Origin of the sequence: Legionella sp. PATHC035 (assembly GCF_026191115.1) — a bacterium.
In the GTDB taxonomy this organism is placed as follows: Bacteria; Pseudomonadota; Gammaproteobacteria; order Legionellales; family Legionellaceae; genus Legionella.
This window is the reverse complement of sequence record NZ_JAPHOT010000001.1, coordinates 1,193,595-1,209,817: the sequence shown is the minus strand read 5'-3', so window position 1 is coordinate 1,209,817 and position 16,223 is coordinate 1,193,595. Positions and strand designations below refer to the sequence as shown.

The following is a 16,223-nucleotide window of genomic DNA, read 5'->3' as shown; positions in this document are numbered from 1 at the left end:
GAAATGCAATTAAGGTGCCAGGGTTCACTTAGGATAACCAATTAAGTGGTGGAATTGCCTTTCCCCTTAGTCTTATTTCAAAGTATAGACCGTTTTGTTTAATTCCGCCGCTATGACCAACACTTGCAATTTGTTCATTTTGACGTACATACTGACCTTTGCTTTTGAATAGGGATTGATTGTGAGCATATAAAGTCATAAAACCTTGTCCGTGATCAATAATAATCAATAATCCATATCCCTTCAGCCAGTCGCTAAATACTACTTTTCCAGGATAAACGGCAGTAACTACGTCTCCTTCCTCGGCAAAAAATGTCACTCCTTGATTCATTTTGCGTAAGGATCGGCTCTGGCTCTGGACTGGGAGCGGCAATTTTTTGCGCATTTGGCTAAATGGACTGCTTGTTGGATGAAACGGTTTGTCCTTTTGAGTAATGCTTTGTTGGGCTAATGACTTCAGCAAACGGGCCAAATTCTCTTTATTTTTTCGTACCTCTCTCAACCTGTTTTGTTTGTCTTGAATTTCATGATTCAACGATTGAATTAAGGTCGTATGATAACTTTTATTTTGTTGCAGTCGTTCTTGATGCTGAGTAAGCTCCGTTTTAAGTTGCCTGTTCGCATGAAGTTCTTCACGAAGTTTTTCTTTGCTCTCACTTAGACGTGCGCGAGTTTTATCTATTTTTTCAATCAATAGTTGTCGTGACTTAACGATATATTGGTAATAGGTTAAAATCCGACTGACCTTATTTGGATCATCTTGATTGAGCAGTAATTTAAGTGATTGATACTCACCCATTTGATAGCGTGCACGTACGTGATTCGCTAATAATTGTTGCTGAGTAATAAGTTGTTGATTTAAATCGTTTACTTGTTTTTGCAAGTCAGTAATTTTATTTTCTTTGTTCTTGATATCTTCTTGAATGGAGCGGAGTTTGCGAATCCCTTCACCGATTTGCTTTTCAGTCTCTGATAATTCTTTATTTAAAATACCGCGTTTGTCGTGAGCAGAGTTTAACGTTTTTTGGAGGCTGTTAATTTGCGCATCTAATTGTTTTAACTTATTTTGTGTTTGGAGTACGGTAGAAGATTCTGCATAAACTCCAAAGCAAAACAACATACCAAAGAATAATCCACTAAAAGCGAGAGCACTCGATTGTTGCTTAATCCATCGAGTGGGTTTTTGTTTTTGCTTCGTAGCTATCAAATGATAAAAAGGGGAATTTTTAGCATTTGACTGACATAAGTTATGAGAAATTAAATAATTCCGTTTATTCATGAGTATCTTTTTCTAACAATTGATGTCCTGTCATTTCCGCTGGAGGAGTAATACCAAGCAAGGCCAACATGGTTGGTGCGATATCAATTAAGCTTCCTTCACTTCGGGTGAAATGCCAATGCCCCCCTACATATACTAGGGGTACAGGTTCACTGGTATGAGCAGTATGTGCTTGATGTGTTGTTTCGTCAAACATTTCTTCAGCATTTCCATGATCCGCTGTTATGAGGAGTTTGCCCTCTTGTTGGGCTAGTGCATGCCACACTTTGCTCATGCATTGATCAAGGCATTCTATGGCACGAATTGTAGCCTGAAAATTCCCACTATGTCCTACCATGTCGGCATTGGCATAATTGCAAATAATGACGTCATAGGCTTCACTGTTAATGGCTTCGACCAAACTTTCTGTTAATTGGGGAGCGCTCATTTCTGGTTGTAAATCATAGGTGGCGACTTTAGGTGAAGGAATGAGAATTCTCTCTTCATTCGAAAAAACATTTTCGTTCCCACCATTGAAGAAAAAGGTTACATGGGCATATTTTTCTGTTTCTGCAATGCGTAATTGACTTAACCCGTGCTCTGCAAGAACTTCACCTAAGGTATTATTTAAAGGAATCGGTGGAAAGGCCTGGGAAGTTGGCAGATTTTTATCATATTGGGTCATGCTGACAAAATAGGATAATTGCGGTTGCACCATGCGGTTGAATTTTTTAAATGTTGGATCAATAAAAGCGGTGGTTAATTGTCGGGCTCTGTCGGCACGAAAGTTATAGAACAAAACAGCATCGCCATCTTCTATTGCTTTTTTTTCACCTATAAGGGTAGGAGGTATGAACTCATCAGACAGATTTTGTTGATAATAAGACTTGATTGCTGCTTCGGCATCTTGAAAATGATGCGGGCTGTGGCCTTGTGTCAGTAACGTATAGACTGGTTCTATTCTCTCCCAACGATTGTCTCTGTCCATTGCATAATAGCGCCCACTAATGGAGCAAATTTGAGCCACTGGATGTCTTTTTAATTGGTTATTGAGTCGCTCTAAGCTATCTAAGGCACTTTGTGGCGGTGTATCCCGGCCATCTAAAAATAAGTGTAAATATACCGAAGTGAATTGTTGTTGCGCACATAAATTAAGTAAGGCAAATAGGTGTTGTTCGTGGCTGTGTACTCCCCCCGGAGAAAACAAACCCATAATATGCAGTGACTTATTTTTTTTCTGTAGGGTGGTTATTACCTCATGAAAAAGAGGGTTGTTGGCGAACTCTCCATTGTTGATGCTTTGGTTGATGCGAGTGAAGTCTTGTTGGATCACTCGTCCTGCACCTATATGCATATGCCCTACTTCGGAATTACCCATTTGCTCATCAGGTAAACCAACAGCATACCCGGAAGCGTGCAAAAGAATATGCGGGCAATTGTTCCACCATTCATCCCATTGTGGTGTATTTGCTTGGGCGATCGCATTATATTTATTATTTTTGTTATATCCCCAGCCGTCTAAGATCATGAGCAACAAGGGTGTTTTTTTTTGCATGCAATTCTCCGTGGAACACAATCCCAATTGGGTGGGAAAATTATACCTTACTTAATGGGTATTTCGAAATTTATTCATGCAGCAAAGTTTTGAACTCGGAGCCATTCAACATAACCTTTTCTTCGCTCTGAGTAATAAATTAATAATTTCTTAATAATCATGATTTAAAATGTGGCCAGATTGACTTTGGGTTGTTCAGGCTGAGGCGAGCTAAATTTAATCGGGATAGACAATTCAAACCTTGAGGAACGGTGCAACATGCCTATAAATTCAGGTCCTAAATTTTTTAAACCGAGTATCGCTCAGGAAAACACGTCCTCATCTTCCTCTTCATGTCAAAATATCCCAAATGAAGGGAGCAATACTCGGCAATTGGCTGCTAAATTTTTAGATAAAGTAGTTCATTATTCAAAATTAGATCTAAAAACCAGTCCTATTCTAATGAAACACTTGTTACATCTCCTAAAACTCGATGACCTAGATACCAAAGATGGAGCATTTAATCTTTTCATAAAAAAACTTACCTCAGAGAGAATTGATTTGACGGAACTGATTAATGCATTTAAAGAATATGCATTGAATAATGATGGAATCTGCACTCTCTTAGCCTACATTGAAGACAATCAATTAATTTCCCACGAAGAAATTAAACAATCAGAAGATATTCTTCTTGTTCAGCTCCATCTTTTGTGTCTGCTTGAATCTTTTGTTGCCACATTAAGCAATAGCAGCCAATTTGCTGAAGATACCTTCAAACATATTCTGAATCAGCGCAACAATCCATTTAATAAAGGTAATACCTGGACAAACTTTTTATTCGGTACCCCATGGGATACCCCTTTATTTGAACGTTTGAAACTCATTTCTATTGAGCCTGGCTTTTTGCAAATACTTTTTCAACGGCAAATGAGCGATAAATTAAAAATAACTGAAGAGGATGTAAAGCAATTTATCGAAAAATACCATTTATCCAGTTGGAATGCATCATCGATTATTGTCCCTAACACTGATGAACGAACCATCTCAATTGCACCTATGGCCATTAATATCATAGAAGCATGTCGCACTGATGTGGTTAGCCCAAGATATGAAGAGCGTGGTGGCAAAGAGAACTCAAAGTCAGGATTAGGCTTAATTGGCTTGATGGAACAATTAAATTATCGTACTGCAGCAAAACACAAAAAGCATATTCTTCCTGAAGGGGTTGAGGTGCGGATGCAACATACAGATGACTATCCATTGATTCCAGGTCTGGCTATCAATAGTGACCCTAAGGTGGTCTCAGAGTTTAAAATTGATAAATTTTGGCAAGATTTATATATAAGCTGGAATGCACGATTTGTTATTAGCAATATCGATTATAGTTTTCTAATATTTAAGCTCATGGTGCCCTCAGTGCTGGGTGCCGAAGCGCATAATTTTAAAGAAACACGATTGCTTGCACTTTTTTTTATAGGTAATTTATATCTCAGTGTAGCACCACAAAATAACTCTCTTTTTAAAATCGGATATCGATTAAAAAATGCTGATGAAATATTGAAGCAATGGGGTGTTATAAACCAAGAGTGGGCATCCTTGCTGTTACAGGGGCGTACCAACGATTCAGAAGTCATGCCTGATAAAGCTTATGAAAAAATTATAGGTAACTATCCCACACTAAGTATGCTGCGACAGCTTACTCTGTTCTCACAAGATCCAGAGGCTTATCGAATGTTGGTTAAAGGAACAACGGCTGCACAAGAAGTTGATGAGCAACAAAAGCCGAAAACAAGTAAGCAAAAAGTTGATAAGCAACAAGAAACAAAAACAGGCAAACAAGGAGTTGAGAAACAACAAAGAACCAGCTCAGGTCAAGAAGAGCGCGTGTTTCTAAAACCTCAATAAAACATCATGAAGAAGCAGAGCTGATGTTTAAATTAACCATGTCTCTTGAATAATCTTCGTTCATAAGTGCTTGTCTTCATTTCCGAAAATGATAGGGCGAATGGTATAAATTAAATTTTTTGACAACTGTTTTGATAGAAATCTTTTGAATGTCTATTGAGTCTCCTTGCTTCAGTAGTGACATTTTTGTATTAAAAAGGTTAGACTATGCACCATTTATTTGATTGGGAAGAGTAGTTTTGGAACAAAAAATTCCTCAGCATGTTGCCATTATTATGGATGGAAACGGTCGTTGGGCTGAAAGTAGGGGACTTCCACGTATTGAAGGCCATAAAGCAGGTGTTGAGTCTGTGAAGAAAATGATTCGCTGCTGTATGACCAAGGGAATTCCTTGCCTTAGTTTATTTGCATTCAGCTCGGAGAATTGGTTTCGACCTGCTGATGAAGTTAATTTTTTGATGGAGTTATTCCTGGAGTCCTTAAGAAAGGAACTTGCTGAGTTAAATCAGCATGGAATCCGCATGCGATTTACGGGAGACCGTAGTTTGCTCTCACCAGTGTTGCAACAACAAATGCGGGAAGCAGAGCTTTTAACCGCGAATAATGAGCAATTAATTTTGAATGTAGTTGTTAATTATGGGGGTAAGTGGGACCTGGTAAACGCTGCAAAAAAGGTAGCCAAGGCAGTTTTAAATGGTGAATTGGCAATAGAAGATATAAATGAAGTCAATTTTGCCCATTATCTGGATACAGAGGGATTACCTGACCCTGATTTATTTATTCGTACAAGTGGTGAGTTACGGATTAGTAATTTTTTCCTTTGGCAGCTTGCCTATACAGAGCTTTATTTTAGTGAGGTACATTGGCCAGATTTTGGTGAATATGAGCTTGAATTGGCTTTAGCTTCTTTTAATAAGAGGAAGAGAAGATTCGGACAACTTTCTTAATCAACAATAGGGATCATATACAGTTTACTAACTTGAGCCACATGGCCTGATTTTGGAATACAGAATCTCGTCATCCCTCGCTATGCTCCAAATGATGGGTAGTGTGGGTATCCGAGTGCAGAAAGTCACTGGTTTGGCTGAGGTAGAATTGCATACTCTCAATAATAAGGGCGACATTATGTTTTTCCAACGCTTAATTACAACACTGATTTTAGTGCCCTTGGTTTTATGGCTTATTTTTTATGGTAATCAGTGGCTTTTGGCAGGAATTGTTTTGCTTGTTTTTCTTGCTGCATGCAGAGAGTGTTGGCAATTAATTCCATTGCACCATTGGAGTCTCCAAGCCGGGTTTATTGCAATTATGCTTGTGGGTTTGTGGGCTTGTGGTGCTTTCTTTTATTACTGGTTGGATGTTGGCTTAATTATTTGGGGTTTGAATGTACTGGCCATCCTCAGTTTTCCTGGCTCACAGAAATATTGGGGTTATCCTGCTGTCGTAGCGATTGTTTGTTTTTTACTCCTACCGCTATTCGTACAAAGTCTAATTCATTTATATCACTTGCCTAATGGCAAAGCGCAGCTCGTTTATTTGCTGTTTTTAATTTGGGTTTCAGATACAGGGGCTTATCTTAGCGGAAAACTGATGGGCAAACATAAATTAATTCCTCAAGTCAGTCCTGGAAAATCTTGGGAGGGGGTTATTGGCGGGATTATTCTGTCTATGCTCATCGCTTGGATTGGATATAGTTATTTTAAACCGGTTGCTGCGGTTCATTGGTTCGTTTTAGCCTTATGTACTATAATTATTGCAATCTTTGGTGATTTATTTATTAGTATATTAAAGCGTCGTTGCCATTTAAAAGATACAGGCGCTCTTATTCCGGGACATGGCGGTATTTTAGACCGTTTGGATAGTTTGATTGCAGCGTTGCCTTTGTTCTATTTTGGACTAACTTGGTAATACTCGCAGGCGGCCCTATTGTCTGAGCTGTAACAAATCGATAATCAGGATGCTTGTCGCAAATGTGCATGGCAAGAAAGCACTTTTTACTTAGGTCTCGGAGAATTTGAATTGTAATTCTTGAGGATTACTTCATTTAGGATAGAACTATGCTTTCAACATTGCTGTATTTTCTTTTGGCGTTGGTCTTGTTGGTTACGGTACATGAGTATGGTCATTTTCAAGTAGCGCGTTGGTGTGGCGTTAAAGTCCTACGCTTTTCTTTTGGTTTTGGTCCTATCTTAGCGCGTTGGCGTGACAAAAAAGGCACAGAGTATGCCTGGTCGTTATTTCCTCTGGGCGGCTATGTCAAAATGCTTGATGAATCCGAGGGAGATGTAGACGAAAAAGAGCGCCATTTAGCTTTTAATAATCAATCTCTGTGGAAAAGAGCTGCAATCGTACTAGCAGGGCCTTTTTTCAATTTTATTTTTGCTTTTGTTGCGTTATGGCTGGTCTTGATTATTGGGATGCAATCATTAGCCCCGATGATCGAATCAGTAAAACCCAATAGTATCGCCGCACATGCTGGACTCAATGCAAAAGAAGAAATTATTGCATTGAATCATACCAAGATAAACAGTTGGCGAGATTTCCAGTATGCGCTCATGCCTCTTGTTGGTTCTCAAGAAACAATTCAGTTAACAATAAAATCTTTGGTTAATGGAAAGGAACGGCAGGTATTTTTGCCCTTGGCCAATTGGCAACTAGACAGCAAAAAGCCTGATCCGCTTGAAAGTCTTGGAATACAACCGTTTATTCCTTCAATCCCCCCTGTTGTGGGTGAGGTAGTCCCAGATTCTCCGGCGGCGAAAGCAGGTCTTGAGAATGGCGATAAAATATTAAGTGTTGATGGAAAACCTTTTGATGATTGGTTGTTTTTAGTGGATTACGTACAAACTCGTCCTAATCAACAATTAACTTTATCAATTAAAAGAAACGGCAGTATTCAAAATGTTGTTGTACAAACTGGCAGTCAGAAAAATAAGGATAAAATTGAAGGTTTTTTGGGAGTTCGCTCACAAAAAGTAAAATGGCCAGCACATTGGTTACGATTGGAGAGAGAAGATCCCTTAACTGCTGTGGGTACTGCATTAAGACAAACGGTACAACTTACTGGCACTACATTTACTTTAATGGGGCGATTAGTAACGGGAAAATTGGGATTAAATAGTATTAGTGGTCCAGTGGGTATCGCACAGGGGGCGGGTGATTCAGGGCGTAGCGGGTTAACAACTTATCTCTTTTTTCTCGCTTTGGTCAGTATTAGTTTAGGTGCATTAAATTTATTACCTATTCCGATGCTGGATGGCGGTCACTTGATGTATTATCTTTTGGAAGCAATTCGACGTAAACCTTTATCTGATGGTTTAAAATCAGCAGGAGCCTATTTAGGTTTATTGCTCTTAGCAGCTCTAATGTTTATCGCGTTGTCTAATGATTTATCAAGACTTGCGGGATAATATTCGAAAAACTTCGTAAATCTAGATTTTAGGTCGACTTGATCTTTTGTCCTGAGACGATAAAGACATAGGTTAAATAGCATTTTGGGATTCTTGGAACCAGGAATCAAGTCATTAATCGCAAAGTATTGGCAAAGTCAGGGAACAAAAACTTGACAGTAGTTTCTACTTCCTATAAAAAGTGTTTCAATTTTCAGTGTACCAAATTTGAGAGTTAATAGTACACGTAGTACTGGGCGTAAAATAATAATGAAAAAAATCAGTAGTAAGTTTATATTAGGTGTTTGTTGTTCCTCGCTCATAGCCTGGTCTTCACAAACAATTGCAGCAGATACTTTCGTCGTTCGCGGGATTAAAGTGACCGGCTTGCAACGTGTCTCAACTGGAACAGTACTCAATTATATACCTGTCCAGGTTGGAGAAGAGATTGGCCCTGAATCAACTGCTGAGATTATTCGCACCCTGTATGATACCGGTTTTTTTCAGTCTGTTTCATTAGAGCGTCAAGGTAACACGTTAATTGTCAATGTCGTCGAAAGAGCAACTATAGGTTCTATTAGTGTTGTCGGGAATAAAGAAATTCCTAGTGACAAGATGAAAGACTTCCTTAAAGAAATGGGTTTAGTCAAAGGCCGTGTTTTCCAAACATCTACTTTGGAGCGTTTAGAAAAGGAGTTGAAACAAGCCTATAACGCGAGAGGGAAATATAACGCGCGTATCGAAACTCGAGTTAGCCCTTTAACCGATAATAGGGTTGGTATTACCATTACTATTTCTGAGGGGCGCGTCTCCCGCATTAAACAAATCAAAATAATCGGTAATCACGATTTTACTACCAATGAATTATTACCCGAGTTTACTCTCTCCAAATCGGGTATCTTTACCTATTTTACTAAAAAAGATCAGTATTCTAAGTCAGGTATGGATGCATCTTTAGAAGCATTGCGTTCTTTTTACCTGGATAGAGGTTATTTGAAGTTTAAAATTATCTCCTCGCAAGTATTATTGTCGCCTGACAGAAAAGACGTTTATATCAATGTTCATATCGAAGAGGGGCCTCAATATCATTTTTCAGGCTATAAAGTGGTAGGGAAGCCGATATTGCCTCAGGAGAAAATTAATTCCTTAATCCAAGTCAAAAAAGGTGCTGTTTTTTCCCGTAAAAAAGTGACTGATTCAATCTCTGCTATAGGTTTGGCTTTAGGGGATATAGGTTATGGTTTCCCAGCAATTAATGCTGATCCACAGATAGACGAGAATAATAAAACTGTATTTATTGCATTTATTGTCCAGCCTGGCCGCCATGTTTATGTTCGTCGCATCAAGTTTCATGGTAATACCAAAACCAGTGATTATGTCTTACGGAGTGTCATTCGTCAGGATGAGGGAGGACTTTTATCGCTGCATAATATTAAAGAATCTGAACGGCAATTACGCTTATTAGGTTATTTAAAAAATGTTGATGTAAAGACTAATCCTGTGCCAGAAGCAAATAACCAAGTGGATTTGGATGTTAACGTAGAAGAAGCACCTTCAGCAGAAGCAAGTGCTTCGATTGGTTACGGTACTAATGGTTATCAATTAAATGCTTCAGTAAATCAACATAATTTTATGGGTACTGGACGTTCTATGGGGGCTGCATTTACTGCGAGTAAATGGGGACAGGACTATACAGTTAACTATTATAATCCCTTTTATACCGATACAGGTATAGGACGTGGCTTAAATCTTTATTATGCCCGTGTTGATCCGAGAAACCTTAATGTCAGTACTTACAACTCCAACCGTTTTGGTGGTGATGTAAATTACAGTATTCCCCTAGGGGAAACCAGTAGATGGCAATTGGGCTTTGGATATCAAGATGTCGAAATTAAGAGTGTTGGTTATGTAGTACCCATTCAGAATTTTGTGCAGATGTATGGAACCCATTTCCAGGAAATTCGTTTATCTACAGGTTGGAGTAGGAACAGCTATGATCAGTTTCCTTATCCTACAAGAGGGATTAACCAGCAAATTTCGGGTGTGATCGCCTTACCTGCGACTTCAGATTCGTTGTCTTACTTTAAAGGCTCTTATCAAGCGCGTCTGTACCAACCGATAACAAGAGGATGGATCTTCTCCTTACAAGGTTTTGCAGGTTATGGAAATTCTTTTAACAATAAAGGACTGCCATTCTTTGAAAACTACTATGCAGGGGGTATAGCACAGCCAGGCCAGGTACGTGGATATGACAGCTTCTCTTTAGGACCATTGGATAACTACCGTAATTCTGTAGGGGGTAACTTATTACTCAGCGGAACGGCGGGAATTATATTGCCTTATCCTTTAAGTCGAGATAATGTGAGAACAACTGCCTTTGTGGATGCGGGTAACGTATTTGCGGTGAATACCTTACCTACTTTGACTGGTAAATATGAAGGCCCCATAAGATATTCGGCAGGTCTTTCACTTGAATGGCGTTCTCCATTCGGTCCGTTAGCATTTAGCTTGGCTAAGGCATTGAATCCTCAACCTTTCGATCAAAAGCAATTCTTCCAATTTGCTCTATCTTCAGGATTTTAACTGATAATTTTCTTTCTTTTCTCCCTGATTTGGGAGAAAAGACGGAGCATATTATTTGTTACAAAATTATCGAAAATCATGCTGTACATATCGCAACCTATTGCGAATTGTGCTAGCATCATGCTCTTTAATTTTGGGAGATTAGTTATGAAGCGGTTAGGTCTGGTCTTAGCGGCCTTTGTTTTCAGCATATTTGGCACAAGTGTATTTGCTGATGCAGCAAAAATTGGCGTAGTTGATCTGCAAAAAATCATGCAGACTTCCAGTCAAATCAAAGAAATCCAAAAAAAATTAGAGAAAGAGTTTAAGCCACGTCGCGATAAGCTGGTTGCTGTTGAAGCTGGCATTAAAGCGGACATGGAAAAATTTAAGCGTGATAGCGCGATTCTGAGCGCCGCTCAAAAGAAAGAGATGGAAAAGAAAATTGTGAGTGCACAACAACAATTTGAGCGTGATGGTCAGCAATATCAACAAGAATTAAGCACTGCAAACAATGAAGCCATGGAAGCATTGTATGCTAAAGTCCGTGCAGCAATTGCAAAAGTTGCTAAAGATGATAAGTACGATCTTATTGTACAAAAAGATGCAGCTCCTTTCAGTGCAACTACTCTTGATGTAACTGATAAAGTTGTAAAAGCAATTAACTAAGCGGCGATATAAAATTGCTGACATTAGCAGAATTAGCTAATCATTTAGGTGGCGTGTGGCATGGAAATGCCAATCACGCCATTTTTTGTTATGCCTCTCTTGCTCGAGCTACATCAAAGGATGTTGCTTATTACGATAATTCGGCGTTACTCCCAATTCTGGGTACCACTTTAGCTGGTGCGGTGCTGCTCAAATCAGAACATCGCCATTTATGTCCAGGAAACTGTATTGTTGTCGCTCATCCTTCACAAGCAATGATGCATGCTGCCCAGCTTTTATCGGCTCCTCTGCCCGCAGTTTCGGGTATGGATCCCACAGCTATGGTTCATCAATCTGCTCAGTTAGGCCACGGTGTATCAATCGGGGCATATAGCGTCATTGGGGCTAATGTACAATTGGCTGATGGAGTGACTGTTGGAGCGAATAGTGTCATTGAATCTTCCGTACGAATTGGTAAAAACAGTCAAATTGGGCATGAGGTAGTGATTCATTCAGGATGTCAGCTGGGTGCTCAAATAATCATAAATTCTGGCTGTGTCATTGGTGCTTCTCCATTTAATTATTTAAAACAGCAGGGACACTGGCAACCAGGCTTTAATGCAGGTGCTGTTGTTATCGAAAATCAAGTACATATAGGCTCGAATACTGTCATTGATCGCGGTTCATTAAGTGATACTTATTTGGGAGAAGGGGTTTGTATTGATAATTTGGTTCAGGTTGCTCATGACGTATTGGTTGGTAAGAATACAATTATTGCAGGATGCGCTGCTATAGGTGCCTATGCACAAATAGGTGCTGATTGTATTATTGGCGGCGCGAGTTGCCTTGCTGCTCATGTACACTTGGTGGATGACGTAGTGATTACCGGAATGTCTACAGTCAGCAAATCGATTGCCAAACCTGGGATTTATTCATCCGGTACTCTAGTGCATGAACATCATCGTTGGCGTCGTAACGCGGCACGGTTTCGACGCTTGGATGATTATATGGTAAAGCTTGGCGCCTTAGAGAAAAAATTGAGTAGTATTGAATAAGAAGAATAAGTTTTTAGCATTAACAATTGATTTGAACCTGCTAAATCAGGATAATGTTTTTCCTTTGGACTCCGTTTTGGGCCATACTAAGCGTACTTATTAAAGCGAGAAACTGGTATGAGTGAACCTGTAGATATAAAACAGATTTTTAGTATATTGCCACATCGGTACCCCATGATCTTAGTGGATAGGGTACTTGATTTCAAACCATTTGAACAATTGACGGCGATTAAAAACGTCACCATTAACGAGAATTTTTTTACCGGTCATTTCCCGGAAAATCCAATTATGCCGGGCGTATTGATGCTGGAGGCGTTGGCACAAGCTTGTGGGCTTTTAGCAGGATTATCTCAAACACCTGAAGAAAATGAGGGTATTTTGCATTTCTTTGCAGGTATTGATAATGCGAAATTTAAACATGTGGTTACTCCAGGAGATCAATTACGCTTGGAAGTAAAGCTAATAGCAAGAAAAAGAGAATTTTGGCGCATGCATGGCGAAGCTTATGTAGGTGATAAACTGGCCTGTTCCGCGGATTTATTAAGTGCTGCAAAGGAAATTCAAAAGTGATAGATGAAAGAGCAATAATTCACCCCTCTGCAAAACTGGCAAACGGGGTTTCAGTAGGTCCTGGTGCTGTAATCGGGGCTGATGTGGAAATAGGTGAAAATACCTGGATTGGTCCTTATGCAATAATTGAAGGCCCAACCACCATTGGCAAAAATAATAAAATTTTTCAGTTTGCTTCAGTGGGCGACGATCCCCAAGATATTACCTATCAAGGTGAGTCCACGCGCCTAGAAATCGGTGACGATAATATCATTCGCGAATACTGTATGATTAGTCGTGGAACCGTGAAAGGGGGGGGAGTAACCCGGATTGGCAATAAGAACTTTTTTATGGCTTATTCGCATGTCGGGCATGATTGCATGATTGGTAATCAAATTATATTGGTTAGCTACGCTGCATTATCAGGCCATGTCACTGTCGGTGATTATGCAAACATAGGCGGATATGCCGCAGTCCATCAGTTTTGCCATGTAGGTGCCTATGCGTTTATTGCTAGAGCTTCTTATGTAGCTAAAGACGTACTTCCCTATCTCATGATATCAGGAGATACAACTTCTGCTTGTGGTATTAATACCGTTGGATTACGTAGACGAGGATTTTCATCTGAAGCAATTGATGGTTTACGACGTGCCTATAAAATAATTTTCCGCAAGGGACTAACGGTACAACAGGCTGTTGCTGAATTAGAATTAATGCAAAATGAATGCCCTGAAGTTGTTTTAATGATTGATGCATTAAATCAATCCACACGCGGAATTGTTCGATAAATTGATTAGAGTGATATCCTATGCTAGACATTCAATTATTGCGGGATGATCCGCAATTTGTTGCTTCCCAATTGCTAAAGCGGGGATTTAAGTTTGATGTTACATCGTTTACTGCTTTAGAAGAAAAACGTAAAGCGCTGCAGGTTGCCACACAAGCATTGCAAAATGAGCGTAATTTACGTTCTAAAGCGATTGGTGAAGCAAAGTCTCGTGGCGAGGACATTGAGCCCATGCGCGAGGAAATGGGCCGTCTTGCTCAGGAATTAGAACAGAAGAAGGACGAACTGGATGATTTACTCCAGCAAATTGAGGCGATAGCTCTAAGATTACCCAATATTCCTCATGAATCGGTTCCTGTTGGTGAAGATGAACAGCACAATCTTGAAATTAGACGCTGGGGTAAAGTGCCTACTTTTGATTTCCCCGTAAAGTCTCACGATGAATTAGGTGAGAACTTAAACCAAATGGATTTTGCTTTGGCTGCTAAACTGACTGGCAGCCGCTTTGTGGTGATGAAAAATCAATTGGCTCGATTACATCGAGCTTTAATTCAATTTATGTTGGACATGCATACGCAACAACATGGTTATCAAGAAATCTATGTGCCTTATATTGTTAATGCAGACAGTCTAATGGGCACAGGCCAATTACCAAAATTTGAAGAGGACTTGTTTAAGTTAACCGGAGAGCATGGGTATTATCTGATCCCTACTGCAGAAATTCCAGTAACCAACACAGTCCGTGATGTGCTTCTAGAGGAAAAGGTTTTGCCTATTCGATATGCCTGTCATTCGCCTTGTTTTCGTAGTGAAGCGGGTTCTTACGGTAAAGATACCAAAGGGATGATTCGGCAACATCAATTTGAAAAGGTTGAATTAGTTTGGATTACTAAACCTGAGGACTCATATGCTGCTTTAGAACAATTAGTAAACCATGCGGAAACTATTTTACAGCGTTTGGAGTTGCCTTATCGAGTGATTACTCTTTGTACGGGGGATATGGGACCAAGTTCAGCAAAGACTTACGATTTAGAAGTTTGGTTACCCAGTCAAAACACGTACCGAGAAATTTCATCTTGCTCAAATATGGAATCTTTCCAGGCAAGACGAATGAAAGCACGCTACAGACAGGAGCAGACACGCGAAATCGAATTAGTCCATACCCTGAATGGATCGGGTCTTGCTGTAGGCCGAACATTGGTTGCATTGATGGAAAATTATCAAGATAAAGATGGAAATATCCATATTCCAATGGCTTTAAGACCTTATTTAGGTGGTATTGAGTGTATTCGACGCGAGGTGTGAGTACTGAATAAAAAAGCTTCCATGAGCTGCAGCCTGGGCTGCAGCAAAAAATCAAGAGTACCAGCTTTTTAACTGCCCACCCTAAATTCCATGGTTTGATGCGATAGAATGTCCTTAGTTATTTCCTTATTATTTGGAGCAAAGGTTGAAAAGAAGGTGAGTCGAGGGTGATTAAAGAAGCCTTTTTTTTCGTCCATAGAGTATTCTGAACACTTTAAGAAATCTAAATGAGGCTCTATATCCTCTGCTGGTACGTCATCAGTTTTTTCTGAATACCTTTTCTTTTGTGATTCATGATACTCAGAATTGAGTTCTTCTGGTTCATTCTGAAACTCTCTTGCAGCAGTATTCTCCTCTGTGTCGATTTCTGTTAATTCACAAAATGAATGGTTGTATGGATAAAAAATAGAATGGTCTAAACCATCAGCATCAGCGAGCTCCAATAATTCAGATAATTCAGCGGATCTTGGATTTACAGCTTCATGAGGATTAAGGCTGGCATGATGCATTGCTTTATTTTCTGATGCATGTTGATGAATCGCGGTGATCTCATGAAGTAAGGTTTTGTTAATGAGTGACTTCATGTTGGCGCTTCTTTGGATCTTTTTTAAAATGTTTCTTAAATACTCAATATGAGCGGGATAGGTAGGGCTAATTTTTTTTATTTTCCTTGTGCTTTGTACACCCAATATGGCGTACGGATTCTTTTTGTGGACGCGATTTAAGGGAGCATGATAGGCATGCATTGTTTTTGCCATGTTATAAGCTAATTTTTTTTCCCTAAATTTTAAAAATAGCCAACGTTTTCTCCTTCTTTGTCTTGCTTTAAAATGCGCTTTTCTAATAAAAGCAAGCAGATGACGTAATCTGGAAGTGAATGACGGCGTTTTAAATAATTTATTAATGACATTAAATTGTCGTGTGACTGTTAGAAAAAACAATAAGTTATGTTTAAATAAAAATTTGAATTCTTGTTTTCTTTGCTCATTTTGATGCATTACATCAAATGGATTAGGGGCTGCATTTATTTTTCTGAGCCATTCTAGATGGGATACTAATAAAGGATAAGCCGCTTCCGATAATTCAAGCCGTTTAAAAAAACGATACGAGTTTTGAATCGTTCCTTTTAAAGGCACATCCAGTGCTAATTGAATGGCATCCATATCACTCAATTCCTGTTCGTCCAAGTTTTAAAAGTATAGTATTTTTTGCAAAAAGTGCATTTATTTTG

The 16,223-nt window shown here is 39.3% G+C and carries 13 protein-coding genes; 10 read left to right on the top strand and 3 right to left on the bottom strand.

Translation table 11 applies throughout. From position 1 onward, the window contains the following. Positions 1-28: 28 nt before the first annotated feature. Together OQJ13_RS05410 and gpmI are read right to left on the bottom strand one after the other, a co-directional pair. The gene (locus tag OQJ13_RS05410; protein ID WP_265711894.1) at positions 29-1,120 is read right to left on the bottom strand and encodes a murein hydrolase activator EnvC family protein; all 1,092 of its coding nucleotides are present in this window, start codon (positions 1,118-1,120) and stop codon (positions 29-31) included. Between the two features lie 151 nt (positions 1,121-1,271). Beyond that, positions 1,272-2,813, bottom strand: coding sequence for a 2,3-bisphosphoglycerate-independent phosphoglycerate mutase (gene gpmI, locus OQJ13_RS05405; RefSeq protein ID WP_265709717.1), 1,542 nt, complete (start codon positions 2,811-2,813; stop codon positions 1,272-1,274). Between the two features lie 258 nt (positions 2,814-3,071). Here gpmI and OQJ13_RS05400 point away from each other — a divergent pair, with 258 nt between their 5' ends. The 10 genes from OQJ13_RS05400 to serS all read left to right on the top strand — a co-directional run bounded on the left by OQJ13_RS05400 (position 3,072) and on the right by serS (position 14,992). Continuing rightward, on the top strand, positions 3,072-4,697 hold the full coding sequence (locus OQJ13_RS05400; protein ID WP_265709715.1) for a symporter: 1,626 nt from the start codon (positions 3,072-3,074) through the stop codon (positions 4,695-4,697). 239 nt (positions 4,698-4,936) lie between these two features. Continuing rightward, positions 4,937-5,644, top strand: a complete 708-nt coding sequence (locus OQJ13_RS05395) for an isoprenyl transferase (protein ID WP_265709714.1) — start codon at positions 4,937-4,939, stop codon at positions 5,642-5,644. A gap of 178 nt (positions 5,645-5,822) precedes the next feature. Continuing rightward, on the top strand, positions 5,823-6,605 hold the full coding sequence (locus OQJ13_RS05390; RefSeq protein ID WP_265711893.1) for a phosphatidate cytidylyltransferase: 783 nt from the start codon (positions 5,823-5,825) through the stop codon (positions 6,603-6,605). 149 nt (positions 6,606-6,754) lie between these two features. Beyond that, positions 6,755-8,107, top strand: coding sequence for an RIP metalloprotease RseP (gene rseP, locus OQJ13_RS05385; RefSeq protein ID WP_265709712.1), 1,353 nt, complete (start codon positions 6,755-6,757; stop codon positions 8,105-8,107). Between the two features lie 249 nt (positions 8,108-8,356). Then, entirely contained in the window at positions 8,357-10,669 is a 2,313-nt protein-coding gene (gene bamA / locus OQJ13_RS05380; RefSeq protein ID WP_265709711.1) for an outer membrane protein assembly factor BamA, read from the top strand. 147 nt (positions 10,670-10,816) lie between these two features. Continuing rightward, a complete protein-coding gene (locus tag OQJ13_RS05375) occupies positions 10,817-11,317 on the top strand; it encodes an OmpH family outer membrane protein (RefSeq protein WP_265709708.1) in 501 nt (166 codons plus the stop codon). Positions 11,318-11,331: 14 nt separating this feature from the next. Then, positions 11,332-12,351, top strand: a complete 1,020-nt coding sequence (lpxD, locus tag OQJ13_RS05370; protein WP_265709707.1) for a UDP-3-O-(3-hydroxymyristoyl)glucosamine N-acyltransferase — start codon at positions 11,332-11,334, stop codon at positions 12,349-12,351. Between the two features lie 117 nt (positions 12,352-12,468). After that, positions 12,469-12,921 (top strand): 3-hydroxyacyl-ACP dehydratase FabZ, encoded by a 453-nt coding sequence (fabZ, locus tag OQJ13_RS05365; RefSeq protein ID WP_028381025.1) that lies wholly within the window; start codon positions 12,469-12,471, stop codon positions 12,919-12,921. After that, entirely contained in the window at positions 12,918-13,688 is a 771-nt protein-coding gene (gene lpxA / locus OQJ13_RS05360; protein ID WP_265709703.1) for an acyl-ACP--UDP-N-acetylglucosamine O-acyltransferase, read from the top strand. The genes fabZ and lpxA overlap by 4 nt, the downstream gene beginning before the upstream one ends. Before the next feature lie 20 nt (positions 13,689-13,708). Then, the gene (serS, locus tag OQJ13_RS05355; RefSeq protein WP_265709702.1) at positions 13,709-14,992 is read left to right on the top strand and encodes a serine--tRNA ligase; all 1,284 of its coding nucleotides are present in this window, start codon (positions 13,709-13,711) and stop codon (positions 14,990-14,992) included. 68 nt (positions 14,993-15,060) lie between these two features. Here the strand turns inward: serS and OQJ13_RS05350 are convergent, their stop codons facing one another. Further along, complete coding sequence (locus OQJ13_RS05350; protein WP_265709701.1) at positions 15,061-16,155, bottom strand: hypothetical protein; 1,095 nt, start codon at positions 16,153-16,155, stop codon at positions 15,061-15,063. Positions 16,156-16,223: the final 68 nt, after the last annotated feature.